This window comes from Streptomyces sp. NPDC003023, assembly GCF_042888225.1.
In the GTDB taxonomy this organism is placed as follows: domain Bacteria; phylum Actinomycetota; class Actinomycetes; order Streptomycetales; family Streptomycetaceae; genus Streptomyces.
Genome location: NZ_JBIAPL010000003.1, coordinates 331685 through 356399 on the forward strand (window position 1 = coordinate 331685; position 24715 = coordinate 356399).

At 68.6% G+C, this 24715-nt stretch carries 18 protein-coding genes; 11 read left to right on the plus strand and 7 right to left on the minus strand.

The genetic code is table 11. The annotated features are described in order from the left end of the window. Positions 1-9: 9 nt before the first annotated feature. Entirely contained in the window at positions 10-732 is a 723-nt protein-coding gene (locus tag ACFYV1_RS13320) for a hypothetical protein (RefSeq protein WP_389395587.1), read from the minus strand. Next, positions 696-7943 carry a DNRLRE domain-containing protein gene (locus tag ACFYV1_RS13325; RefSeq protein WP_389395879.1) on the minus strand — a complete coding sequence of 2416 codons (7248 nt, stop codon included), beginning with the start codon at positions 7941-7943 and terminating at the stop codon, positions 696-698. Before ACFYV1_RS13325 ends, ACFYV1_RS13320 begins: the two co-directional genes overlap by 37 nt. A 1510-nt stretch (positions 7944-9453) precedes the next feature. Between ACFYV1_RS13325 and ACFYV1_RS13330 the strand changes: the two genes are divergently transcribed. Further along, positions 9454-9966 (plus strand): hypothetical protein, encoded by a 513-nt coding sequence (locus ACFYV1_RS13330; RefSeq protein ID WP_389395588.1) that lies wholly within the window; start codon positions 9454-9456, stop codon positions 9964-9966. Between the two features lie 31 nt (positions 9967-9997). Next, on the plus strand, positions 9998-11617 hold the full coding sequence (locus ACFYV1_RS13335) for an N-acetylmuramoyl-L-alanine amidase (RefSeq protein ID WP_389395589.1): 1620 nt from the start codon (positions 9998-10000) through the stop codon (positions 11615-11617). Positions 11618-12016: 399 nt separating this feature from the next. Here the strand turns inward: ACFYV1_RS13335 and ACFYV1_RS13340 are convergent, their stop codons facing one another. Further along, on the minus strand, positions 12017-12577 hold the full coding sequence (locus ACFYV1_RS13340) for a hypothetical protein (RefSeq protein ID WP_389395590.1): 561 nt from the start codon (positions 12575-12577) through the stop codon (positions 12017-12019). A 305-nt stretch (positions 12578-12882) separates the two neighbouring features. Then, entirely contained in the window at positions 12883-14490 is a 1608-nt protein-coding gene (locus ACFYV1_RS13345) for a family 20 glycosylhydrolase (protein ID WP_389395591.1), read from the minus strand. 201 nt (positions 14491-14691) lie between these two features. Here ACFYV1_RS13345 and ACFYV1_RS13350 point away from each other — a divergent pair, with 201 nt between their 5' ends. From ACFYV1_RS13350 to ACFYV1_RS13375, 6 genes are all read left to right on the plus strand, one after another. After that, positions 14692-15282, plus strand: a complete 591-nt coding sequence (locus ACFYV1_RS13350) for a 2-oxo-4-hydroxy-4-carboxy-5-ureidoimidazoline decarboxylase (protein WP_389395880.1) — start codon at positions 14692-14694, stop codon at positions 15280-15282. Between the two features lie 169 nt (positions 15283-15451). After that, the gene (gene sdhC / locus ACFYV1_RS13355) at positions 15452-15832 is read left to right on the plus strand and encodes a succinate dehydrogenase, cytochrome b556 subunit (RefSeq protein WP_389395592.1); all 381 of its coding nucleotides are present in this window, start codon (positions 15452-15454) and stop codon (positions 15830-15832) included. An 8-nt stretch (positions 15833-15840) separates the two neighbouring features. After that, positions 15841-16317: a succinate dehydrogenase hydrophobic membrane anchor subunit gene (locus ACFYV1_RS13360; protein ID WP_389395593.1), complete on the plus strand. Its 477-nt coding sequence runs from the start codon at positions 15841-15843 to the stop codon at positions 16315-16317. A 24-nt stretch (positions 16318-16341) separates the two neighbouring features. Continuing rightward, positions 16342-18096: a succinate dehydrogenase flavoprotein subunit gene (gene sdhA / locus ACFYV1_RS13365; protein WP_389395594.1), complete on the plus strand. Its 1755-nt coding sequence runs from the start codon at positions 16342-16344 to the stop codon at positions 18094-18096. Further along, complete coding sequence (locus ACFYV1_RS13370; protein ID WP_389395595.1) at positions 18096-18860, plus strand: succinate dehydrogenase iron-sulfur subunit; 765 nt, start codon at positions 18096-18098, stop codon at positions 18858-18860. Before sdhA ends, ACFYV1_RS13370 begins: the two co-directional genes overlap by 1 nt. 166 nt (positions 18861-19026) lie before the next feature. Further along, positions 19027-19578: a hypothetical protein gene (locus ACFYV1_RS13375; RefSeq protein WP_389395596.1), complete on the plus strand. Its 552-nt coding sequence runs from the start codon at positions 19027-19029 to the stop codon at positions 19576-19578. Between the two features lie 431 nt (positions 19579-20009). On the opposite strand, the gene ACFYV1_RS13380 is transcribed toward ACFYV1_RS13375, so the two are convergent. Together ACFYV1_RS13380 and ACFYV1_RS13385 are read right to left on the minus strand one after the other, a co-directional pair. After that, positions 20010-20459: an Lrp/AsnC family transcriptional regulator gene (locus ACFYV1_RS13380; protein ID WP_389395597.1), complete on the minus strand. Its 450-nt coding sequence runs from the start codon at positions 20457-20459 to the stop codon at positions 20010-20012. A 97-nt stretch (positions 20460-20556) separates the two neighbouring features. Continuing rightward, entirely contained in the window at positions 20557-21372 is an 816-nt protein-coding gene (locus tag ACFYV1_RS13385) for an alpha/beta fold hydrolase (RefSeq protein ID WP_389395598.1), read from the minus strand. Positions 21373-21496: 124 nt separating this feature from the next. Here ACFYV1_RS13385 and ACFYV1_RS13390 point away from each other — a divergent pair, with 124 nt between their 5' ends. The 3 genes from ACFYV1_RS13390 to ACFYV1_RS13400 are packed head-to-tail and all read left to right on the plus strand — an operon-like array spanning position 21497 to position 23177. Further along, a complete protein-coding gene (locus ACFYV1_RS13390; RefSeq protein ID WP_389395599.1) occupies positions 21497-21940 on the plus strand; it encodes a hypothetical protein in 444 nt (147 codons plus the stop codon). Continuing rightward, positions 21937-22443: a thiol-disulfide oxidoreductase DCC family protein gene (locus ACFYV1_RS13395; protein WP_389395600.1), complete on the plus strand. Its 507-nt coding sequence runs from the start codon at positions 21937-21939 to the stop codon at positions 22441-22443. Before ACFYV1_RS13390 ends, ACFYV1_RS13395 begins: the two co-directional genes overlap by 4 nt. 11 nt (positions 22444-22454) lie before the next feature. Then, entirely contained in the window at positions 22455-23177 is a 723-nt protein-coding gene (locus ACFYV1_RS13400; protein ID WP_389395601.1) for a TetR/AcrR family transcriptional regulator, read from the plus strand. A gap of 45 nt (positions 23178-23222) precedes the next feature. On the opposite strand, the gene ACFYV1_RS13405 is transcribed toward ACFYV1_RS13400, so the two are convergent. After that, positions 23223-24698 (minus strand): metallophosphoesterase, encoded by a 1476-nt coding sequence (locus ACFYV1_RS13405; protein WP_389395602.1) that lies wholly within the window; start codon positions 24696-24698, stop codon positions 23223-23225. Positions 24699-24715: the final 17 nt, after the last annotated feature.

The following is a 24715-nucleotide window of genomic DNA, read 5'->3' on the forward strand; positions in this document are numbered from 1 at the left end:
CGCAGGATCTCACTGAGTGAACGCCCTCAGGGCTGACGAGATCTGGCTGCTGTATTCGTCGCAGGTGGCCTCCATCTGATGACCAACCGCAGAACCGAGCAGACCCTCGCTTGCTGGAACAGCAAGGATGGCCGCATGGCAGGCACCCTCGATCTCAAGGTTCCTCGTGCCGAAATAGCCCATCCCGTAGACGCGAAGGTTGTCTGCGACGCGAGCAAGGTAGCGCTCACGAAGCTCATCCCCCTCGACCACGGTGAGTGAGCCCTCCATGTATGAGTCGAGGTATACGGCCATCTCTCGTGCAAGGCTGATGGCCCTATCGGTTTGAACCTCGCTCATCTCCCCCAAGGATTCTCCGAGCATGAGCCAGCCGTTGATGACTTCCAACTGGAAGCTCTCGGCGAATTCAGGCTCGATCTCGGACTCAAACAAGGGTGCGGAACAGAGCTCTGCGATTGCATGTCCAAGGTCCTCATTGACCTCGCCATCCAGTCGCGTCGCTCCCTCGCGGAGCACGGAAGTGAGAGCTGCGGAATCTACTCCCCACTCTACGGGCATCGCGATGTCGAGCAACGGCGCCTGCAATCTGCGCAGGGCCAGGTACGCGGCCTGGTGTCGCTGCTGCCGAGTCATGGCGCGGATCTGGGCTGACAGCGTTTCGTCATCCCGCCAGTCTGGCTGATTCACCGTGTCAGTCACCGATAGCCCATCGTTGCCAGGAAGTTCGTCCATGCCTCGTGGTCGTTCCAGACGTACATGGACTGCCCTGGGATCTTCGCTTTCGTGCCAATGGTAACTGGCCCTGCCATCTGCGCGCCCACTTGACTGAGGAAGTCCGCGCAGCCGTCAGGATCGCAGGCGTTCCGCGACACGCCACCAGCGACTGGGGTCAGCCCGTTCGATGCCATGTAGTGGGCGGCCGTCGCTTCTGCATGGGCTGCGTCCATATTGGTCGCGACGATGATGTCCTTGCGCTTCAACGAGTCGATGTAGTCGAGTTGCGCCTTCTCCAACCCCCGGCCTGCGCCTGTGACCACATAGACCAGCGAATCGTCAGATGTCCGGGCTGCTGTCACTGCAGTCGTCCTGAAGACCTCGCGCGCAAACGCGCTTGGGATCTGCTCGTGGATGGCATCAGCCAGTTTCTTGGCCCCTGCTGCAGTCTCGGCAGCATCGTCAAGGTACTTGGCACCCTTCAGGAATTTCCCTGCAACAGGGAATGCCGCAGCCGCAGCCATCGTGCACTGCATGGCCGACGGGGAGTTCGTGCACCCCTCGACATCGGAGAATCCGGACAGTTCCTTGAAGATGCCCCAGGGGTCCACCCAGTTCTCGAGGCCCGTGGAGCCGTCGTGGTACTGGACGTTGAACTCGAGCTTCTCCGGGTCGGGGATGACCGGGGCGCCGTCCATGCGGTACTGGCTGCGTGCCTGGCAGCCGGCGTCGCAGGACTCGTGCCCGTCCCGGTCGACGTTGTTGACCGGGTTGCCGCCGGCGAAGCCGTAACGGTTGCTGTTGGCGGCCCCGGCGCCCAGGCTCATGTCGGCCGCGGCACCGGCGTACGAGTCGCGGCTGATGAACCGGTTGTGCTCCGGGCTGTAGTCCCGGAAGCCCATGTCGTACGTCCCCGACTGGGCGTTCCAGCGCTTGCCGTTGAAGCGGTAGGGGTTGGTCCCCTCGTCGTCCGGCGCCGTAATGCTGTCCAGGCCGGTCCATTCGTCCCTCACGTCCTGGCCATATGCGCTGTAGGCGTAGGTGGACGTGGGAGTGTTGGTGTACGAGGTGAACGTCTCGACGTCACCGTGGCTGTTGTAGCCGTAGTAGCCGCTCTCGCCGTTCAAGTGGTTCAGCTGGGAGAGGCGTTCTCCTCCCAGGCCGAACTGGTAGGTCCTGGCAAGGGTTCCGTCGAGCTCCTCGCTCAGTACCTCACTGTCGAGGCCCAGGTAGTTGTACTCGTAGGTGACGGCGTCGTTGATCCGCTTCTCGACCGTGCGGTCGAGCGCGTCGTAGCGGTAGGCGGTGGTGTTGGTCTTGTCGCCCGCCTTGCGGACCGTGCCGATGAGCCGGTCGAAGCCGTCGAAGGTGTTCGTCTCGACGGCCGCGCCACCGTTTTCGGTGACGGACTTCATCCGGCCGAAGGTGTCGTAGTCGTAGATGGCCGAGGAGTCGACCAGGTTCGAGGAGGAGCTCAGTCGGTTCTTGTTGTAGTAGAACTCGGTCAGATCCGATTTCTGGAGGAAGAGCTGTTTGGTGACGTTGGAGTTGTCGTCGTGCCAGTACTGCTCCGTCCGCGGCTTGTTGCCGGTCTTGTCCAACTCCTTGATCCGGTCGACCGGGTCGTAGGTGTAGTTGGTCACGGAGTTCCGGAGCCCGTCGCCGTCACCGCTCAGCAGCGACGCCGTGTCCTTGCTCTTGTTGCCGTTGGCGTCGTACTCGTAGCCGTGCGACGAGACCAGCGCGCCTGAGAGGTTCTTCTCGGTGCTGGTCTTGACGGCGCTGTTCGCGTAGTAGGTGTAATCGACGGTGTTGCCGTTGCCCTTGGTGAGCGTGGCGCGCAGACCGCGATCCGTGTACGTGAACTGCGTGATGTCCGGCTGAGGGTCGGTCGGTACCTGGCTGGCCGTGACCTTCTTGAGCAGGTTGCGCAGGTCGTACTCGTACTTCGAGTTCTGCTGGGGATGGCTGACGGTGTCGAGCTGGCCGCCGGCGTCGTAGGTGTAGGAGGTGGTCCTCGGCTCCTGGCCGGTGAGCGCCTCGGTGACCTTGTCCACCTGGTTCAGACCGGTGTAGGCCATCGTGTACGGCGTGCTCGTGGTGCTGCCGACCGTTTCACCGATCGTGAGCGTGTTGCCGTTGAGGTCGTATTCGTAGGCGTACGACCTGTCCGTGGAGGGATCTCCGGCGGCGTCCGTGCGGCCCTTCAGGGATCCGTCGGGGTAGTGCGACCAGCCCATGGTCCGCGTGGACGTGCCGTTGTCACCGGTCAGGGTCCGCTGCTTCTGCTGACCGACGTTGTTGTAGTCGTAGGCCGTCTTGATGTTCCACGCGTCGGTGGAGGTCTTGATCCAGCCGTTGTCGAAGTAGGTGTAGTCGGTGTCGATGCGCGCCGGGTCACCCGCGGGCGGCAGCGACGTCTTCTTGACCCGGCCTACCTCGTCGTACACCGTTTCGGTGTAGACATCCGCCTTGTTGTGCTCGGAGTCCGCCGGGTCGTACGGCTGGAACTGCTTGACCGGCCGGTTGAGCTTGTCGTACTCGGTACGGGCCGCGAAGTCCACGTCCGTGCCGGTGGTGGCGGTGCCCCGCGGCGTCTCGACCTTGGTGGTGTTGCCCACCTGGTCGTAGTGGAAGCGGGTGGTACGCACTGTGGTGCCGTCGTACGGCACCTTGACCTCGAAGGTCATGCCCCGCTCGTCGGGGACTGTCTGGGTCTTGTTCCCCTCCTGGTCGATCGTCGCGACGACGATCGAGTCCTTGTCGTACTGCGTGGTGGTGAACTTGCCGGCCGCGTCGATCTGCTTGAACGGCCGGTGGTTGAAGTCGTACTCCGTCTTGCCGGTGTAGTCGGTGGTGTCGGCCGTCGCGTTCTTCTTCGGGTCGATCACCGTGACGGCATTGCCGACGTTGTCGTACTCGTAGGAGATCTTGTCGTTCTTGGCGTTCACCACCGACGTGAGCTGGTAGATCGCGTCGTAGTTGTTGGTGGTGACGTAGTCCGTGGCGTCCGCGGTGGTCGCCACGCCCTTCGGCTCGGTCGTCGTCCTGAGGTTGCCGACCTTGTCGTAGGTGTAGGCCGTCTTGCGCTCTGCGGTCAGGTTGTTCGCCGGCGCGGTCGCCGACGTCACCTGGTCCATCGGGTCGTACGCCGCCTTGGACACCGCGTTCGTCGGTGACGTCGACTCCGTGATGTTGTCGTTGGCGTCGTAGACCGGTGCCGGGGTGGTGATGTAGACGCCCGCCGCCTGGTCCTTCGGCACCTTGCTCACCAGCGGTCGTCCGAACGTGTCGTACGTCTGCGTGCTGGTCTTGTCCAGCGCGTCGGTGACCTGGGTGACCTGGCCGCGCTCGTCGTAGACGAACGACGTGGACTTGTTCAGCGCGTCGGTGATCTTCGCCGGGTACCCGGTCGGGCCGAAGTCGCTGTTGGTGGTCGGATTGCCGTTGGCGTCGGTCACCTTGGTCAGATGGCCGTAGGTGTCGTACTCGTACGAGGTGGTGTAGTCACCCGCCGTGGTGGTGGCGACTCCCTTGGGGTCGGTGACCGTCTTCTGGTTGCCGAACTGGTCATAGCCGAACTGCCACTTACGACCCTCCGGAGAGGTCTTCGTGGACAGGTCGGCGGCGAAGCCGTCGGCGCGGGTCTGGTACGTGTACTGCGTGGAGTTCGCCGGGAAGGTGCCCGGCGCGCAGTCCGACGCCGGCGGGACGCCCGCCCTATTGTTCTCCGCGTCACGCTGCCAAAGCGGGTAGCCCGTCTTCTGGTCATGGCAGTACGCGGTCTTCGCGCCGTTGGCCTCCTCCAGATACGTGACGTTGTTGTCCGCGTCCCACGACGTCTTCGTGGTCTCGGACTTGGCGTTCGTCGTCTGCACCGGACGGCCGAAGTCGTCCGCCACGTATGAGGTGACGTGCGACTCCGCGTCCGTCACCTTGGTGTCGGTGAACTTCGGGTTCGTGGCGTTGGCCGCGTACGTGAACCCGGTCACACCGCTGAGACGGTCGGTGACCGTCTTGGTCCACCAGTGGTACTTCGGGTCGTCCCCGGCCTGCGGCGCGTAGTACGCCAGGGAGGTCGCGTTGCCGCGCGGGTCAGTGGCCTTGACCAGCTTGACGTTCTTGTTCCCCTGCGTGGCGTCGTAGGTGAACCGGAAGTCCTTCGGCTGGCTGGAGCCCACACCGTCGGTGAACTGGCCCAGCAGGCCCTTCTCCGTGTAGTAGAAGGCGATCTTGCGACCGGAGATGTCCGTCATGGACTTCACGTGGTCGTAGATCCTGGAGTTGGTCAGGTTCGAGCCCGTGGCCTTCGTGCCCGTGTCGTCGATGTACTCGTAGCTGTCGTCACCCTTGTTGTAGTAGTCGACAGTGAGCGACTGGCGGCCGGCCGGGTCGGTGATGTACTTGAGGAACTTGGTCGGCTTGTTGTTGGACTTGCGCTCCTCGTAAGTGAACGTCTGCGTGTTGCCGTTCCTGTCGACCGTGGACGTCATGTAGCCGTCGCAGCCGAAGAGGAAACGCGTTCCGTCGGGGCGCGTGAGCGTCCAGGCGTCCGGAACCGGGTCCTTGGTCGGCTTGCAGTCCAGGCCCGACTTCATCTCGGCCTTGTAGTGGACGCCCGCCGGGGCGTTCCACGTGCCGTCCTCCTGCTTGCGGAAGGCATGCGTGGTGCCGTCGCCGTCCGGGAGACGGATCTCCGTCGGATTCGGGTTCGGGTGGAAGTCCAGCGGCGCGCCGAGCCGGATCGGCCCGGCCGCCTGGAACGACCAGCCGTGACCGGCGACCGTGTCGGAGGTGTCCTGCGAGTTGTAGGCGAACCGGGCGAAGGTGCTCAGGCCACGGCCCGGGTTGGTGAACGCGTTGTACTGCCAGACGCTGTTGCCCGCCGCCAGGTTGTTCATCACGGTGGAGCCGGCACCGGTGTTCTTGCCGGTGTAGGAGTAGAACTTCTCCAGGCCGAGCTGGTTGGAGGTGGGGTCCTCGACCGCCACGTTCTGCTTCAGCGGAGGGATACCACTCGTGCCGGCGGACAGCCAGCTGCCGTCGGAGATCTTGCGGACGTCCCAGCCGAGGACGTACTCGTTCCGCTTGTTGCCGGAGTCCGAGTTGATCGGGGTGGCGACCTTGGCCTGGATGGTGGCCGACTTGCCCGGCAGCAGCGCCGGGATCGCCGTCTTGAGCTGGTTGCCGCCGGTTGTCACGTCCGTGCCGTCGGGCAGCTTCCAGGTGTAGGAGAGCTCCCGCTCACCCGCGGCCCACGCCGAGGAGGTGGTGTTGGTGACCGTGAACTCCACCGTGTAGGTGGTGTTCGGCGTCATCCGCGACGGAGTGGTCGGCGCGTAATAGGTCGACTGGGTGGTCGAGTCGACGTAGATGACCTGCATGTACGGGCGCAGCTGCGGGTCCGCGGCCTCGGCCGACAGGAACAGGGTGCGCTCCTGCGGGCCGGTGGACGACTCGTCCTTCAGCTTGACGGCGACGCCCTTGTTGCCGGTGGGGGTCTTGACCCAGCTCTGCATCAAGCTGGTCGCGTCCCACCAGTGACGGCCGACGTCGGACATGTTCGCGACCGTGTCGGACACCGCGGCGTTCATGTCACCGCCGGGGCTGGTCCAGGCGGTGGTGGAGGCGGCGTTGTTCCAGGTGGCGCTGGCTTCGGCGAAATCGCGTGTCAGGGCGTGGAGTTCGTAGATCGCTCCGGTGCTGCCGGTGGTGGTCTCGGCGCCCCACATGTACATCCGGTTGTTGAGGACCGTGGCGGTGGCCGGGATGTCGCTGGTGGGGAACTTCAGTACCGCACGCGTCTTGCCGTAGGTGCCGGAGTTGTTGCCGACGCTCAGCCACTTCTGGCCGGTGCCCCAGGACTGGATGGTGTCCTGGTTGGTGGTCGGCTGCTGCGAGGAGAGGGTGGTGTCGGTGACGCCGCCCTGGCTGCCCTGGATGATCTTCATCGTGCGGCCGGCCTTGGGGATGCCGACGACGCGGGTCGGTGACCCGAGCAGATCGCCGTCCGCGGTCTTGACCGCGATCTGATAGAAGTACGACTTCCCGATCTCGCTCGAGCTCGAGTCCGGGGTGGGGACCGCGGTGGTGTCGGTGTAGGCGGTGGCCGCCTTGTCGATCGGCGCGATCAGCGTCGCCGCGGACGGGGTGAAGCCCTGCTGCGTGGAGCGGTGCAGCTGGTACTCGACGATGTCCGCACCCGTGTCACCGGATGTGTTCTTGTAGGCGGGCCAGTGGAGCTCGGGGCCGGTGGAGTGCACGACGGTCGGCGAGTCGAGCGCGGTGCCGACGCGGCCGTAGGTGACGGTCAGGCGCGGGATCGACGAGGTCTCGCCACCGTAGTAGCCGTCACCGGCCTCGTAGCGGGGACCGCCGAGCGGGCCGGTGGACGACTCGTCCTTCGCCTTGAGGACGAAGCCGTGGTTCGCGGTGCCGTTCACCCACTGCTGGACGGTGTCGGCGACCGGGAACTCGTGCCACTGGTTGTACTCACCCGTGTTCTTCACGATCTGGGCGGGATTCACCAGGCGGACGGCGTCCGCGAGAACAGCGGTCGTGGTGGAGGCAGGCCCGTCACCGAGGACGATCTTGCCGACGGTGCCCTTGTTGAAGGGCAGCTGCGCGCCGCCGTTCAGCGAGGTCCACACACCGTTGGTGCCGGCGCTCTGGTCGACGGTGAAGGTCTGCGTGCCGTCGCGGTGGGTCACCGTGTACGGCGCGTTGGTCGCCCGGTCGGTCGCCGCCACGTAGTGCACGTCGACCCGGTAGGTCGCGGTGTCGGTGACCTTCGGCTGCCAGGTGTACTTGTCCCCGGCGACCGCGTCCTTGTTGTAGCGGTAGTCCTGGCCGACCGCGTACTGCGTCAGCGTGGACCCGGACGTGGGCCAGGAGCCGGTGGCGGCCGTGGTGCCCGCGTCGCCGTCGTCGACCTGGACGCTGGTGCCGGACAGCTCGCCGACGAGGCCGGACGTGTTGGACCAGGTCGCCGTCGACTCGTCCCACGCCCCGGTCGCCCGGTGCGCCTCGATGGTGACGTCGTTGCCGTTGGTGGTGTGCGACTGGTCGAAGTAGACGCCCAGCCGGGCGCCGTCGACCTTCACCCCGGCCGGGATCTCGTCCAGCGGGAACTTCAGCAGCGACCGCGCCTGCGCGCTGCTGGTGGTCTTGCCCACGGACAGCTTCCACGACGAGTTGAAGTTCGTCGAGGCGGAGTCGGACAGGACCATCGTGTCCTGCGAACCGGACGGCGACGGCGCGATGGTGATCGTCGGGTCGATCACCACCGGATACTGGCGCTCCTTGGCCGCCAGCCACTTCGCGTCCGGTGTGACGGTGAGCTTCCAGCCGTCCCCGTCACGGGTGAGCTTCTGCGTCACGGACGCGCTGTACTCGTACCCGTACGGCGACGACGCCGACTTCTTGGCGTCCGTCATGTAGGGGGCCGGGATGACCAGCACCGGGGTGTTCGGCAGCTCGCCGAAGAACGCGATCGACCCGTCCTCGCGGGCCTTCGGCGTCAGTCCCTCCGTGTCCAGGGTGAAGGTGTACTTCACCGGACCGGCGGGCCGCTGGGCCAGGGTGATGTTCTCCTTCACCCGGCCGGGGCCGACCACATACGACAGGTCGGCGCCGCCGGCCGCACCCTTGTAGGTGACGGTGGCGCCGTTCACCTCCGGCTTCAGGCGGCTGCCCGCTCCCTCGAGACCGAGGGTGACCGACCTTCCGCCGTCGCCGGCCTCGAAGCGCAGCAGCTTCTCCGGGTCGGAGCCGAACCAGCTACGGCCCGTGTTCGCCGTGTTGGCGAACTCGAAACCGTGGGCCTTGTTCGCCCGGACCCGGGTGTCGATGTCCTTCCAGGACTTCGACGCCTGGTCCTCGTACGAGGTCGGCGCGGCGGACAGCTCCGCCTCGACCCGCCCGTCGGAGAGCTGCCAGAACCGCGCTGTGGACGTCCGGCGGGAGGTCAGCTCCTTGACCCGCTTCGCCTGCGGGTCGTTCTTGCCCTTGGCGAGCTTCTGCCGGTCGGCTATTCCGCGGCTTCCGTAGGACGGTGGTTCTTCGCTCTTCTCACCGTCGTCCTCGAACCAGCCGGCGACGGTATCGACAAACCCCTTGTCGCCGTCCTGTTGTGATGCGGACGATGGAGCCGCATAAGCAATCTGCGGCAGCAGGGTACCTGCCACCGCCGCGGCGACCAGACAGGAGAGATATCTCCTGTATGGAACTTTCACGCCTCTACCTTTCGGTACCGGCGGCCCGGACCACCGAACGTGAAACGGGCACGCCGAACGAGCCGGAGCGGAAGGTTCCGCCCGGCCTGGACATTGCTGCGCCGCATCCCATGGCGATAAAAGACCAGCTCACGGGGCTCGGCAGCGGATTATGGCCCACGGGATCATGCCCGCGTCAACCCACAGGACATTCCGGACAGCGCAACCCGGAGGCGATGGTTCGCCCCTTTTATCCATTCGCTCGCGCGGCGCGTCGGGCGTGGTGTATAACCGCCCGGTTCCACCTCTGCCGATTCAGCCGACTCACCGAAAGCCGGGCCTTTTCATGCCATCCAAGGAATCCGAACAAAGCACAGATCCGGAGACCGGGCCGAAGGTCGATCCCGGAGCAGAGCCGGAGTCCGAAGAGACGACGCCGCGTTCGGATACGGCGAGCGCGGAAACGGCCGGCACCGAAACACCCGACACGGAAACATCCGACGCGCGAACAACGCACGCGGAAACCGTGAGCGGCGAGACCGTGAAGGTGGATACGGAAGCAACCGACGGCAAGGCGGCCGACCAGGAATCCACGAGCGGCGAGACGGGGAACGACGGCTCGGAGAAGAGCACGGGCGGCGGGCGCGCCGGGGTGGTGATCGCCGCCGTCCTGCTGCTCGCCTGCGGCGGCCTCGTCGGCTACGGCATGCTGAACACCGAAGAGAAGCCGCGGCCCCCTGCCGTGCCGACCGCCGCGGTGACGTACGAGGTCACAGGCCAGGGCCCGGTCGAGATCTCGTACCTCGCCCAGAGCGAGGACGGCGCGGCGACCGTCGTCCGGGACGCCGAACTGCCCTGGAAACAGACCGTCGAGGTGCCGCTCGGCCAGGCCCCGACCGTCGCCATCGTCCTGGGCGAGAAGGGCGGCCAGGCGGCCTGCACACTCGCGATCCGCGGCAAGCACGTCCAACGCGCGACCGCCATGGGCGAGTTCGGCCGTGCCACCTGCGCGGGCGAACTGCCCGCGGAAGACAACTGACCAGCACGTACGAACTTCACGAGGGATGGACATGAGTCCGAGAGGTACCCGCGCACGGCGGGCGAGCATGTCGAAGAAGGCGATCTGGCTGGCAGCGGGAGCCGTGGTGCTGGCGGGCAGCGGGGTGACGGCCATGGCCGTCACCGGGGGTTCCGGGAGCACCGGCGCGCGGGACGACTCCCGTCCCGCGCGGGCCCACACGCTGGCGCTGGACGGCAAGGACGCGAAGAAGCGGGATCTGCCGCGCACGGAGACACAGCTCTTCTCGCTCGTCGGCGTCTCCTGGGAGGACAGCGCCGACGACTTCGAGGGGACCGCGCAGATACGCACCCGCAGTGCGGACAGCGGCACATGGACCGACTGGCACGACCTCGACTTCGACATCCGGGCCCCGGAGACGGACGAGGGCGACGCCTCCGGTGTCCGCGGTGCCTCTGAGCCGCTGTGGGTCGGGCCGTCCGACGCCGTCGAGGCCCGCGTCGTGGCCGGTGGCAAGGAGACCGCCGTACCGGACGCGCTGCGCCTGGACATGATCGACCCGGGCGAGACGAAGGGCGGCAGGGGTCAGGGCGGCGGGGGCGGGAAGGGCAAGTCGTCCGCCAGGCCCGGGAAGACGGAGACCGCCGACCCGAGCGCCTCCGCCCCCGACGGGGACACCCCGCCGAGCACCGCCCCCGCGCCGACCGCGTCGTCGCCGGAGCCCACCGGGACCGCCCCGGTCACTGGGGAGCCGACGGCGCCCACGGCGTCGGCGTCCTCCGAGGCCCCGACGCCGGTACCGACCACCGGCGAGCCGAGCTCCCCGGCCCCGAGCGACGAGCCCACGCCCCAGCCCACGCCCCCGACCGGGGAGCCGACGGCCACGCAGTCCACACAGCCGCCGCAGGAATCCCAGCAGCCGACCGGCGAGCCGAGTTCCCCCGCCCCGAGCGACGAGCCCACACCCCAGCCCACGCCCCCGACCGGGGAGCCGACGGCCACGCAGTCCACACAGCCGCCGACGCAGGAGCCCGCCCCGGCCATGTCGACGGCACCGACGACGCCCACCGTGCCGGCGATCGTCAGCCGGGCCGAGTGGGGCGCGGACGAGTCACTCGTCGCCGACCCGCCGTCCTACCTGGACAAGGTCGACGCGGTGTTCGTCCACCACACGGCCGGTACGAACGACTACGACTGCGCCGAGTCGCCGGCCATCATCCGGGCGATCCTCACGTACCACGTGAAGACCAACGGCTGGAACGACATCGGCTACAACTTCTTCGTGGACAAGTGCGGAACGGTCTTCGAGGGTCGCGCCGGCGGCACCGACAAGCCCGTCCGCGGCGCCCACACCTACGGCTTCAACGGCTACTCGTCCGGCGTCTCGCTCCTCGGCAACTACGAGGACGGCGGCACGCCGACCACCGCGGCCAAGCAGGCCATCGCCGACATCTCCGCCTGGAAGCTCGGCCTGCACGGCGTCGACCCGGAGGCGAAGGTGACGCTCACCGCGGCCGGTGACACCGGTGTCTACAAGACCGGTGAGCAGGCCACGCTGAACACCATTTCCGGCCACCGCGACGGCTTCGCCACGCTGTGCCCCGGTGCCACGCTCTACTCGGCGCTGCCGGAGATCCGGCGGACTGCCGGTGCGTCGGTCTTCCGCGGCTGACCGAACCGCGCGGCCGCTCTCCCGCCCACCGCGGGCCGGCGGCCGCGCACGGCCGGTGCTCGTGGTCCTCCAGTGGTCCGTGGCCCGGTCCGGCTTTGATACGAGGGGTGCCGCCGTCACCGACATGCGGATTCTGGACGTCGTCGTGGTCGCGTCGGCCCTCGCGGCTGTCGTGCTCGCGCCGCGGGTGGCCGCCACGCCGGTCAACCCGTACGCCGGGGGCGGCAACCACGCAGGTCAACCCGTGGGCCGGTCGACCGCGTCGGCCCGTCAGCCCACATGCCGGAAATCCGTACGTCGGTCGATCCGTACGTCGGTCGATCCGTACGCCGGTCGATCCGCAGGCCGGTCGATCCGCAGGCCGGTCGATTCCGCAGGCCGGTCGACTCCGCAGGCCGGTCAGCCCGTGACGCGTGCCCGGCGCGAGACCGCCGCACGGAGGATCCGGCGTCCCTCCGTCGACACCTCGAGGGCGTGGCGCAGTCCGTTGCCGCCGGGCGGTTCCGCGAGGATCTCGAGAATCTGCACCTGACGCCGCAACTCCCCGGCCACCAGCGGCCCGGCGCCCTCCGCGTCGCCCTCCCGGCAGCGCTCGAGGGTCTCGGGCGCGCAGTCGCCCATGTCGAAGCGGCGATGCACCTCGAGGGCGGCGGCGGAACAGCCGTCCGTCCACTCGCGCAGCGCCTCGGCGGCCCAGTCGGAGGGGGCCGCGCCGAGCATTCCGCGCACCAGGGCGGCGTCCGCGTCGTCGAGCGAGGTGTTCTCCATGGCCTGCCTCGCTGCCGCGAGTTCGCCGGCCCAGTGCTCCTCACCGCCGGCCAGGCCCGCCCAGAGCGGGCGCAGGGCGTCGTCCTCCGTCAGGAGCAGCGGCAGACAGCGGTCGAGGCACGCGAGTCCGCTCGCGGCCAGGCCACGCTCATCGGCCTGTGCGATGAGTTCCTTCAGGCTCTTGGAGGTCATGCCGACGCCTTCCGTCGCGGACGAAGTACTTGCCCTTGTACCTGTCCCTACTGCGTCCGCTGGCGTGATTACGTCACTCCGTGGCCGGAACGTTACCACCGGTCCAAATTGTTCGGACACATTTGCGCCACACCTCTGTTACCTTCCATTCACGGGAACGGGGCCCGCGCCAGGCGCTGTTGACCCTTCCTGACGTGACCGCGGTGTGAGCCCGCACGCCCCCGGGCGGACTCACACCGCGACCGTCGGCCCGGCGGCCGTGAGCCGCCCGGTGCCCGGCCGGCATCCCGGCCGGGCACCGTCCGTCAGCCCAGCTTCCGCGCCAGCGAGTCGAACGACTGCCAGCTCCGCTCCGGCTGCCGCGGGTCCCACAGCTTCTGGGCCGTCGCCTGCAACGGCCGGCGAATACCGGCCGCGACCTGGTCCTGGGTCTGGGAGTTCGCCAGGTCGCACCAGACCGCGAAGCGGCCGCCCAGGATCTGGGCCGAGTACTTCTCCGGCACCGGCTTCGTGCCGCGCAGCACCAGCGGTGTCCACTGCTCGTATATGCGGCGGCCCGTCGGATACGTGAACTGGTTGGGCTCGCCGAGCACGTAGTAGAGGAACTCGTCGTTGAGGTTCACCACCCGCCGCCCTTCGGCCAAATACTCCTCCGGCGCGCGGGCCCCGATCTCCTTGCCGGTCCAGTACTCGACCTCGATGCTCTTGTCGGCGGCGACCTGACCGCCGCTGAAGAAGCCGTCGTTCCAGGCCTTGGGAGTCTTCTTCGCCTCGCGGACGACCGCGGCGCGGTCGTTCAGCCAGCCCTCGGCCAGGTCCTCGATGGTCGCCCCGGCGCCGTGCTTCTGACCGGCCGCCCGGGCCAGCTGCGGGTAGGACGCGGCCGGGTTCCTCACCGTCAGCGCCTGGTACTCGTCCGCGCCGACGTGGAACCAGGAGCCGTTGAAGAGTGCCGTGTACTCGCGCAGCAGATCGTCGACGATCCGGGCCGAGTCCGGCTTCGAGATGTCGATCGCGCCCTGCCGGGGCACGCCCTGGGTGTTGCGGAGCTGCAGCTGCGGATGCGCCCGCAGGACCGCGCCGAGGTGTCCCGGGGAGTCGATCTCGCCGAAGACCGTGATGTGGAGACGGTCGGCGAGCGCCAGGATCCCGCGGACCTCGTCCTTGGTGAGGTGCTGCTCCGAGACCACCTCGGGGTGCGAGTCCGACTCGATGCGGAAGGCCTGGTCGTCGGAGAAGTGCAGACCGAGCTGGTTGAGCTTGAGATCGGCCATCTCGCGCAGCCGGTCCTCGATCCACTCCGCCGTGAAGTGCTTGCGCGCGATGTCGAGGTTCAGCCCCCGCTGGGGGCGGTCCGGCCGGTCCCGTACGACACCTTCCGGCATCGACCCGCCCGAGCGGACCGACTGCTTCAGGGTCCGGGTGCCGTAGAAGACGCCGGCCTCGTCCGGCCCGGTGATCCTCACCCGGCCGCCGCTGGTGGTCAGTGTGTACGACTCGGCCGCGCCGTCCCCGGCGAGTGCGAGCTCCACGTCGCCGGCCTTGGCGGCGACCGCCCCCCGGTAGGTGAGCCTCAGCTCCTGGGCGAGCAGCCTGCCCTCGTCGGACAGCGCCTCACTGCCCTTGGCGACGACGACACCGCTGCCGTCGGTCCGGGTCCAGCCGGGGCCGCGGGCGGCCTGGTGGGTGCGGACCGAGGGGATCGTCGCGGGCTCCTCGGAGAGCGGATAGCTACGGGTGGGGCTGGGGGTCGCGCTGGGGGCGGCGGCCCGCGAGGTGGTTCCCGCCTGGTCGGGTGGCGCGCTGCCCGAGTCCGGGGCGCCTTCGTCGGAGCAGCCGGCGAGCGTCATGGAAAAGACGGCGGCCGAGGCGGCTATCGCACCGCTCAGCCGAATCCTGCGAGAGAACCACATCGTTCTGATACCTCCCATAAGCGATTGAACCTGTCGAAACACCCCCTCCTGCGTTCATTACCTACGGTCAAACTCTCCCGTCCGGGTGAAATTCGCGCATTCGTCGGACAGCTCCGCGTCCATGTCGATAGCGTTACGACACACCCTTCTCTCCCTTCCCGTCGCCTGCCCGTCGCGCCTGTCCCGCTCGAGGAGTCCCCGCTGTCCAGCGAATCCCACGCCGGCCTCCCGGAGCGACCGCCGACACTCCACCACGCGCGGGGCGGCGCCGCCGCTGCCATACCGTCCCAGCGTCGCGCGGACCCGGGGCTGGAGCACTTCAACAGCGCCCCCGCCCCCGCAGCGGAGGCGATCGTTCTCGCCTGCTGCGGCAGCCACCACTGGGCCCGGCGTGTCGCCGCGCACCGCCCCTACCCGGATCTCGAGTCCCTGCTCGCCGCCTGCGACGAGGCCGGATACGACCTGAGCCCCGGCGACATGCACGAAGTGCTGGCGGGCGAGTCCTCCACGGGACTGCCGCCGAGCGCCCCGCAGGCCGCCCACACCGCACTCGCGGCGGCCCACGCCGCCTACGAGAGCCGATTCGGACATGCGTTCGTCATCTGCCTCGACACATACCGGCCCGACGAGTACCTGGACCAGGTACTCGCCGGTATCCGGAGCAGACTGTCCCACGAACCGGACGAGGAGCGGGCCATCTCCGCGGAGGAAATGCGCGCCCTCGTGCGATCCCGACTGGCACATGCAGTGGCCAACCATCCGGAAACCGGCGTCACGGAGGCCGTCACTTAGTCCGTCCGTGGCTGATTGATTGCCTGTTTGATCACACCGGCGGCCCCCGCGCGAACGAACCGACAACACGTCGCTACGATGGCCGGGGCCGGTGGACCGTACCCGGCCGGGCCAGACCGACACCCACAAGCCGGCATGGCCCCAATCCCCGCTCCCGGAGGGTTCTTCCGTGCCGGCTGGAACGCTGTACCGCGGCCGGGAAGGAATGTGGTCCTGGGTGGCTCATCGAGTCACCGGCGTCCTCATCTTCTTCTTCCTGTTCGTACACGTGCTGGACACCGCTCTCGTCCGCGTCTCCCCCGAGGCGTACGACGAGGTCGTCGCCACCTACAAGACGCCGATCGTCGCGCTTCTCGAATACGGCCTCGTCGCCGCGATTCTCTTCCACGCGCTCAACGGCCTGCGTGTCATCGCCGTGGACTTCTGGTCCAAGGGCCCGCGCTACCAGAAGCAGATGCTCTGGTCGGTCATGGCCATCTGGCTGGTACTGATGGTCGGCGCCCTCTACCCCGTGCTCGGCCACGCCGTCCGCGACGTCTTCGGGAGCTGAGGCCAGAAATGTCCGCTGACACCACTTCCGCGATCGGCCCCGTCGAGGGCTCCCACGTCTACGACGTGGACAACCCGGCCCCGCTCATCGAGGCCCCGCGCAAGCGCACCAAGAAGACCCCGCGCTCGACCCGCGGCAACTTCGAGATGGCCGCATGGCTGTTCATGCGCCTGTCCGGTGTGGTCCTCGTCGTCCTGGTCATCGGCCACCTGCTGATCCAGCTGGTGCTCGACGGCGGCGTCTCCAAGATCGGCTTCGCCTTCGTGGCCGGCCGCTGGGCGTCCCCGTTCTGGCAGACCTGGGACCTGCTGATGCTGTGGCTTGCCATGCTGCACGGCGCCAACGGCCTCCGCACCGTCATCAACGACTACGCGGAGCGTCCGAACACGCGCCTGTGGCTCAAGGGCCTGCTGTACACCGCCACGGTGTTCACCATCCTTCTGGGCACGCTGGTGATCTTCACCTTCGACCCGAACATCCGCTAGGCACGGGGCTGAGGTAATCCACCCATGAAGATCCACAAGTACGACACCGTCATCGTCGGCGCCGGCGGCGCCGGCATGCGCGCCGCCATCGAGGCGACGAAGCGCAGCCGCACCGCCGTGCTGACGAAGCTCTACCCCACCCGCTCCCACACGGGCGCCGCGCAGGGCGGCATGGCCGCCGCGCTCGCCAACGTGGAGGAGGACAACTGGGAGTGGCACACCTTCGACACGGTCAAGGGCGGTGACTACCTGGTCGACCAGGACGCCGCCGAGATCCTGGCGAAGGAGGCCATCGACGCCGTCCTCGACCTGGAGAAGATGGGCCTGCCGTTCAACCGGACCCCGGACGGCACCATCGACCAGCGCCGCTTCGGCGGCCACTCCCGCAACCACGGCGAGGCCCCGGTCCGCCGGTCCTGCTACGCCGCGGACCGCACCGGCCACATGATCCTCCAGACGCTGTACCAGAACTGCGTCAAGGAGGGCGTGGAGTTCTTCAACGAGTTCTACGTCCTGGACCAGCTGATCACCGAGGTCGACGGCGTCAAGAAGTCGGCCGGTGTCGTCGCCTACGAGCTGGCCACCGGCGAGATCCACGTCTTCCAGGCGAAGGCCGTGATCTACGCGTCCGGCGGCACCGGCAAGTTCTTCAAGGTGACCTCCAACGCGCACACCCTGACCGGTGACGGCCAGGCCGCCTGCTACCGGCGCGGCCTGCCGCTGGAGGACATGGAGTTCTTCCAGTTCCACCCGACGGGCATCTGGCGCATGGGCATCCTGCTGACGGAGGGCGCCCGCGGTGAGGGCGGCATCCTCCGCAACAAGGACGGCGAGCGCTTCATGGAGAAGTACGCGCCGGTCATGAAGGACCTCGCGTCCCGTGACGTCGTCTCGCGCTCCATCTACACGGAGATCCGCGAGGGCCGCGGCTGCGGTCCCGAGGGCGACCACGTCTACCTGGACCTCACCCACCTGCCGCCGGAGCAGCTGGACGCCAAGCTCCCGGACATCACCGAGTTCGCGCGTACGTACCTCGGTATCGAGCCCTACACGGACCCGATCCCGATCCAGCCGACCGCGCACTACGCCATGGGCGGCATCCCGACCAACGTCGAGGGTGAGGTCCTGCGCGACAACACCACCGTCGTGCCCGGCCTGTACGCCGCCGGCGAGGTCGCCTGTGTCTCCGTGCACGGCGCCAACCGCCTCGGCACCAACTCGCTGCTGGACATCAACGTCTTCGGACGTCGTGCCGGCATCGCGGCCGCCGAGTACTCCGCGAAGAACGACTACGTCGAGCTTCCCGAGAACCCGGCCTCCCTCGTCGAGGAGCAGGTCGAGCGGCTGCGCAACTCCACCGGCAGCGAGCGGGTCGCCGAGCTGCGCCGCGAGCTGCAGGAGACCATGGACGCGAACGTCATGGTGTTCCGCACCGAGCAGACGATCAAGACCGCGGTCGAGAAGATCGCCGAGCTGCGCGAGCGCTACCGGAACGTGTCCGTCCAGGACAAGGGCAAGCGGTTCAACACGGACCTTCTGGAGGCCGTCGAGCTGGGCAACCTGCTCGACCTGGCCGAGGTCATGGCCGTCTCCGCGCTGGCCCGCAAGGAGTCCCGCGGCGGTCACTACCGCGAGGACTTCCCGAACCGCGACGACGTCAACTTCATGCGCCACACCATGGCGTACCGCGAGGTGGGCGACGACGGCTCCGAGTCGATCCGTCTCGACTACAAGCCGGTCGTCCAGACCCGCTACCAGCCGATGGAGCGTAAGTACTGATGGCTACCCCGACCCTGGACAAGGACAAGGCGGAGGCCGGCTTCGCCGACTCCCCCTACATCACGGCCACCTTCCGGATCCGCCGCTTCAACCCCGAGGTGTCGGAGCACGCGGTCTGGGAGGACTTCCAGATCGAGATCGACCCCAAGGAGCGCGTGCTCGACGCCCTCCACAAGATCAAGTGGGACGTCGACGGCTCGCTCACCTTCCGCCGCTCGTGCGCGCACGGCATCTGCGGCTCCGACGCGATGCGGATCAACGGCAAGAACAGGCTCGCCTGCAAGACGCTGATCAAGGACATCAACCCGGAGAAGCCCATCACGGTCGAGGCCATCAAGGGCCTGACGGTCCTCAAGGACCTGGTCGTGGACATGGAGCCGTTCTTCCAGGCGTACCGCGACGTCATGCCGTTCCTCATCACCAACGGGAACGAGCCGACGCGCGAGCGCCTGCAGACCGCCGAGGACCGCGAGCGCTTCGACGACACCACCAAGTGCATCCTGTGCGCCGCGTGCACGTCCTCGTGCCCGGTGTTCTGGAACGACGGCCAGTACTTCGGCCCGGCGGCCATCGTCAACGCGCACCGTTTCATCTTCGACTCGCGCGACGAGGCCGGTGAGCAGCGGCTCGAGATCCTCAACGACAAGGACGGTGTGTGGCGTTGCCGCACCACGTTCAACTGCACGGACGCCTGCCCGCGCGGTATCGAGGTCACCAAGGCGATCCAGGAAGTGAAGCGCGCGCTCATCACACGCCGCTTCTGAGGTCGCGTAACGTCATGTGACGTGACACGGCGTCAAGGGCCCTTGCCCCCCGCTGCGGGGCAGGGGCCCTTGCCCGTATCTCCGTACGGGCTTCACCGACCGGGGGCGCACCTGGCAGGATCGGGGAACGTCTGATCTGACGCAGTGGGAAAGCGGGGACGAGAACATGACGACACCCAATCCGTACAAGGACGGGGAGCCCGAGTACCAGTGGGGCCCCGACCAGCCGTCGCCCGGCAGCACGCCCGCCTACGGCTACCCGGGCTCCGCGCCGGGGTACGGCTATCCGCAGGATCAGACGCCGGCCTACTCCCAGACGCAGCCCGCGGGCGTCCCCGTGCCGTTCACCGGTCCGCCCGCCCCGATGGGCGGCACGCCCCTCGTGTCGATCGGTGACATCACGGTGATGTCGGACTCGATCGTCACCCCGGCCGGCACCATGCCGCTCAAGGGCGCCGTGTGGAACGCGATGGACATGTCCCGCACCGAGGAGAAGCTGCCGACGCACGCCATCGTGCTCGCGGTCGTGTTCTTCATCTTCTGTCTGCTGGGCCTGCTCTTCCTGCTGATGAAGGAGAAGACCACCACGGGCTTCATCCAGGTCACGGTGACGAGCGGTGGCAAGCACCACTCGACGATGATCCCGGCGCAGGGTCCCGAGACCTTCCAGATGGTCATGGGCCAGATCAACTACGCGCGCTCGGTGAGCAGCATGTAGGCAGTCGTGCCGGGACGCGCGGGCCGCGCCGGCACGTCCGACGTCACGTCGGGCTCCGGCGCACGCCGCCCGTCCTCACAGCCGGCTCAGGATCGTCGGGTCGGTCACCTCCGTGTCACGGGCCAGCAGCAGCGCCTTGCTGAGGATCACGGAGATCATCCGGTCACCCTCGAACGGCAGATGCCCCGGGTCCTCGGCGACGGGGCCCGGCTTGGGCCTCCTCCGCGCCCTCCCCGGTCTCCGCTCTCTCCCCGGTCTCCGCTCTCTCCCCGGTCTCCTCGAAGACCCGACGGCGAATCAACTCCCGCAACGTCAGGCGTCCTTCCGCGACGGGAAGGCTCAGGGCGTCTTGCCGTGCACCCGATGTCGTCTCGTCGACGAAGGTCACGATTGCCATGATCTAACAGTAGAGCGCCCCACTGACAGTCAGGTCACGGGAGAGTCCCCACCGGGGAGACGGGCCGCTCGAAGAACGTCTCCAGCGCGACGGTCGCCTGGGTGCCGCTGACGCCCTCGATGGCGTACAGCCGCCTCAGCACGTCCTGAAGCTGCTCGGTGGTGGCCGTGCGGACCTTCACGAGGACCGAGGCGCTGCCGGCGATGACATGGGCCTCCTGGATCTCGGGGATCGCGGCGAACGCGTCCGCCGAGTTCCCCATCCAGGCCGAGGACTCGACCATGACGAAGGCGAGTACGCCGCGGCCCAGAGCGGCCGGGTCGACGTCCACCGTGGTGCGCCTGATGACGCCTCGTTCACGCAGCTTCCGTACCCGCTCGTGCGCGGCGCCCGCCGACAGGCCGACGGCCTTGGCCAGCGCCGCGTACGGACGGGTGGCGTCCTGCTGGAGCAGCGCGACGAGTTCACGGTCGATGTCATCCACGGCGGTGACCGTATCCCATCCCCCTGTGGACGAGCATGGCCGAACCACGTTCGGGCCCCGGCCCGGTGGCTCGGCACCTGCCCGACCGCCGTGAGGTTCAGGCGCGGTTGCCGCTGTCCGCGAGCTGGCGGCCGGCCAGGAAACCCGTCAGCAGGGCGGTGATCTCCGCCGGCCGCTCCATGCCCGGGAGGTGACCGGCCCAGGGCAGCTCGAGGTGACGGGCGTTCGGCAGGAGACCCGGGAGGCTGGCCGCCGCCCGGCGGAAGTCCGGGAGGTCGTGGGCGCCGGACACGGCGAGGCAGGGGGACTCGAACTTCGAGAACTCCGGTGGTTCGGCGATCCGCCCACCGGACAGGACGTACGACGCCCCCTCGTTCTCGACGGCCTCCTCCGCCGCCGTCTGCACCTCGAAGGCGTGGAGCTGCATTTCGAGCACGGCTTCCCTGACCGCCTCGTCGGCGTCGGGGCCGAGCCAGGTGTCCACGTTCAACGCCGCGGCGCCCGCCAGGTCTCCCGCCTCGAAGAGCTCGTTCTCGCGGACGTCGAAGGCGCTGAGTTCGGGGCTCTGCTCCTGCCCGGGCAGCGGGGCGGCGCACAGCAGCGCGAGCGCGTTCACCCGGTGCGGGCTGCTCGCCGCCGCGAGCAGGGCGACCCGGCCGCCGAACGAGGATCCGACCAGGGCGGCCTGTTCGATGCCGAGGGCGTCCATCAGCCCGAGGACGTCGTCGGCGTCCGTGTAGGGGTGCTCGGCCACCGGCGTGGTGCCGTAGCCGCGGAAGTCGCAGCGCACCACCCGGTATCCGGCGTCCACGAGCGACTGCCACTGCCCGTCCCACATCCGCCGGTCGCACACCGCGGAGTGGAGAAGGACAACGGCGGGGCCGTGTCCGGCCTGGTCATAAGAGAGGGTCATCCGCCAGACCTTAGACGGCGCGCACTGGGCGACGCCTCCCCTTTCCCTCGCTTGAACATGTTCAAAAGTAGGTCTAGAGTCATGCTCGCAAGGTTTTGAACACGTTCAAGGGGAGGGGTGGGGCATGGACCTCACTGTTGTCACCTACGTCGCCTACCTGGCGATCAGCGTCGGACTCACCGTCTGGGTCGCGCGCACGCTCAGCAAGAACGGACGGATCTTCCTCGCCGACGTGCTCAAGGGGAACGAGAAGCTCGCGGAGGCCGTCAACCACCTCCTGGTGGTCGGCTTCTACCTCGTGAACCTCGGATTCGTCGCGCTCTACCTCAAGAGCGCCGACGCGGTCACGGAGGCCCGCGGACTCCTCGAGGCCCTGTCGGTCAAGATCGGAGTCGTCCTGCTGGTCCTCGGCATCATGCACCTCGGCAACGTCTACGTACTCAACAAGATCCGCCGTCGTGGAGCGATGGAGCGCGAGCAGACCCCGCCGGTCGGCCCCCAGGGCTGGACGCGGCAGGCGCCGACGGGCCCGTGGACCGCGCCCGCCGGCGGCCCCACCGGAGCATGACGACGATGGGCACCGCCCTGCGGGAACTGACCGTCCTCTACGACGCCGAGTGCTCCCTGTGCGTGCACCTGAGGAGCTGGCTGCTGCGACAACCGCAGCTCGTGCCGCTGCGGCTGGTGCCCGCGGGATCGGCCGAGGCGCGGCGCAGGTATCCCGAACTCGACCACGCGCGCACCAGGCGCGAGATCACCGTCATCGGCGACCGGGGCCAGATCTACTCGGGTCAGGCCGCCTGGATCGTGTGCCTCTGGGCACTGGCCGAGCACCGGCCCAGGGCCCACTGGCTCGCCACCCCGGCCGGCGCACCCTTCGTACGGGTCACCATGCTCGCGGCGGCGAAGTACCGGGAGGCGACGGGGGCCGGTGCCGCGGCGGCGATCACGGAGGCCGTGGAGGGCACGGGGGGCACGGGGGGCACGGCCGCGGGAGGCACGGGGGCCATGAGGGGCACCGGGACTGTGGACGCCACTCCCTGTGACGACCGCTGCTCCGTACCCGACTAGGCTCGGACACCGTGACTGAAGCGAACGACCCGACGGACGCGAAGGCCCCCAAGAGCGAGCAGACCCGCACGCTCATCCTCGAGACGGCGCTGCGCCTCTTCCAGGAGCGCGGCTACGACAAGACGACGATGCGGGCCATCGCCAAAGAGGCCGGCGTCTCGGTCGGGAACGCGTACTACTACTTCGGCTCCAAGGAACACCTCGTCCAGGGCTTCTACGACCGGATCGCCGCAGAACACCAGGCGGCGGTCCGGCCCGTGCTGGACAAGGAGACCGACCTCGAGTCCCGGATGGCCGGGGTGCTGACCGCGTGGCTGGACATCGCCGCGCCGTACCACGAGTTCGCGGCCCAGTTCTTCAAGAACGCCGCCGACCCGGAGAGCCCTCTCAGCCCCTTCTCTCCCGAATCGGAGCACGCCCGCGAGGCGGCCATCGATGTCCACCGGGAGGCACTGGCCGGCTCGAAGTCGAAGGTGGCGGAGGAACTACGCGACATCCTCCCCGAGTTGATGTGGCTCTCCCAGATGGGCCTGGTCCTGTACTGGGTCTTCGACCGCTCCGAGAACAGCGAACGCACCAGGCGCCTGGCCGAACGCGGCGCCCGGCTGACCGCCCGGGGCGTGGCTCTCTCGCGCTTCCGGGTGCTGCGGCCGCTCGTCCGCGAAGTGCACGAGCTGTTCACGGACTTCCTGCCCGGCATGGCTGAGACCGTGGCCGCGCGCAAGAAGGCCTGACAAGGGCTTCACGGCCCCGGGGAACCCCGGGGCCGCGGGCGGCGGTCACGCCTGACGCGACGCCAGTTGTACGACGGTGATGTCGGAGGGCGCCCCGACCCGTACCGGCGGACCCCACGCGCCCGCGCCGCGGGACACGTACAACTGGGTGTCGCCGTAGCGCTCCAGTCCCGCGACGGTGGGGTTGGCGAGCTCGGCCAGGTGGTTGCCGGGCCAGAGCTGGCCGCCGTGGGTGTGCCCGGAGAGCTGGAGGTCCACGCCGTGGCGGACCGCGTCGTCGATGACGACCGGCTGGTGCGCGAGGAGCACGGCGGCACGGGAGCGGTCGCGGTCGCCGAGAGCGCGTACGAAGTCGGGGCCCTGGCCCTCGTCCTCACCGGCCACGTCGTCGACGCCCGCGAGGTCGAACCCGCCGGCGATCTCGACCCGTTCGTTGCGCAGCGGCCGCAGGCCCAGCTCGCGGACGTGCTCGACCCACTCGTCGGCACCGGAGAAGTACTCGTGGTTGCCCGTCACGAAGAAGGATCCGTGACGGGAACGGAGCTGCGCGAGCGGCTCGGCCGCGGACCCGAGGTCGGCGACCGACCCGTCGACGAGGTCGCCGACGACGGCGACGAGGTCGGGCTGAGTGGCGTTGATCGAGTCCACTATGCGCTGGGTGTGCGCCCGGCCGAGTATCGGCCCGAGATGGATGTCGCTGACGACGGCGATGCGCAGGCCGTGGGCGGCGCGGGGGAGCTTGGCGAGCGGGACGGTGACCCGCTCGACCCGGGGGCCGCGGAGCACGCCGTAGGCGCCGTTCCCGACCGTGCCGAGCGCGGCGGTGGCGGCGGCCCCGCCGACGATCCGCGACACGAACATCCGCCGCGAGACGCCTGCCCGGCCCGTCGGCGCGACGCCGGCGCCAGGAGCGGGCCCGGCTTCGACACCGGCCCCGCCCGTGCCGGCCGTCCCTGCCGGGACCGCGGCGTCCGCGACGCCCGTGGCCACGGCCACGGCCGGGGCTTCGTCCGCCACCGCCCCGGCGGGGGCGGACGGCGGAGCGTGGTCGACGGCGACCGCCGTACCCGCCGGACCGAGCCCGTCCTCGGTGGCACCGGCCCCTGCCCGGACGGCGGGCCCCGACGGAGCGGGGCCGCCACCGGACGCCGCCGAGTCGTCGGGGGCGGGGCGCTCGATCGGGTGATCCGCCCGAGCGGCCCTGCGGTCGAGGGCGCGGCGCAGCAGGGCGCGTACCGCCTCGCCGACGAGGAGTGCCAGGACGAGGTAGAGCAGCACCGCCAGCCAGAGATAGCCCGGCCACGCCAGGATCTGCTCCAGCCAGAAGGGTGCTCCGGACCGGCCCGACGCGAGTGCCGCGAAGGACAGCACGGGCAGCACCCAGATCGCTGCCGTGCCGACCCTGCGGCCGGTGCCGCCCGGCGCGGTCGTGTCGCGGACGAGCCTCCGCCACACGTACCAGTGCACGCCCGCGAGCAGCGCGACGACCAGAATGATCACGAGTACGACGACTGCCGCCACGATCCGCTCCCTGTTCC

Bases quoted from the DNA above. Each gene is read 5' to 3' on its own strand.
- ACFYV1_RS13320 (WP_389395587.1), bottom strand. From the start codon at position 732: ATGGACGAACTTCCTGGCAACGATGGGCTATCGGTGACTGACACGGTG.
- ACFYV1_RS13325 (WP_389395879.1), bottom strand. From the start codon at position 7,943: ATGGTCCTGTCCGACTCCGCCTCGACGAACTTCAACTCGTCGTGGAAG.
- ACFYV1_RS13335 (WP_389395589.1), top strand. From the start codon at position 9,998: ATGAGTCCGAGAGGTACCCGCGCACGGCGGGCGAGCATGTCGAAGAAG.
- ACFYV1_RS13340 (WP_389395590.1), bottom strand. From the start codon at position 12,577: ATGACCTCCAAGAGCCTGAAGGAACTCATCGCACAGGCCGATGAGCGT.
- ACFYV1_RS13345 (WP_389395591.1), bottom strand. From the start codon at position 14,490: ATGTGGTTCTCTCGCAGGATTCGGCTGAGCGGTGCGATAGCCGCCTCG.
- ACFYV1_RS13360 (WP_389395593.1), top strand. From the start codon at position 15,841: ATGTCCGCTGACACCACTTCCGCGATCGGCCCCGTCGAGGGCTCCCAC.
- sdhA (WP_389395594.1), top strand. From the start codon at position 16,342: ATGAAGATCCACAAGTACGACACCGTCATCGTCGGCGCCGGCGGCGCC.
- ACFYV1_RS13370 (WP_389395595.1), top strand. From the start codon at position 18,096: ATGGCTACCCCGACCCTGGACAAGGACAAGGCGGAGGCCGGCTTCGCC.
- ACFYV1_RS13375 (WP_389395596.1), top strand. From the start codon at position 19,027: ATGACGACACCCAATCCGTACAAGGACGGGGAGCCCGAGTACCAGTGG.
- ACFYV1_RS13385 (WP_389395598.1), bottom strand. From the start codon at position 21,372: ATGACCCTCTCTTATGACCAGGCCGGACACGGCCCCGCCGTTGTCCTT.
- ACFYV1_RS13390 (WP_389395599.1), top strand. From the start codon at position 21,497: ATGGACCTCACTGTTGTCACCTACGTCGCCTACCTGGCGATCAGCGTC.
- ACFYV1_RS13395 (WP_389395600.1), top strand. From the start codon at position 21,937: ATGACGACGATGGGCACCGCCCTGCGGGAACTGACCGTCCTCTACGAC.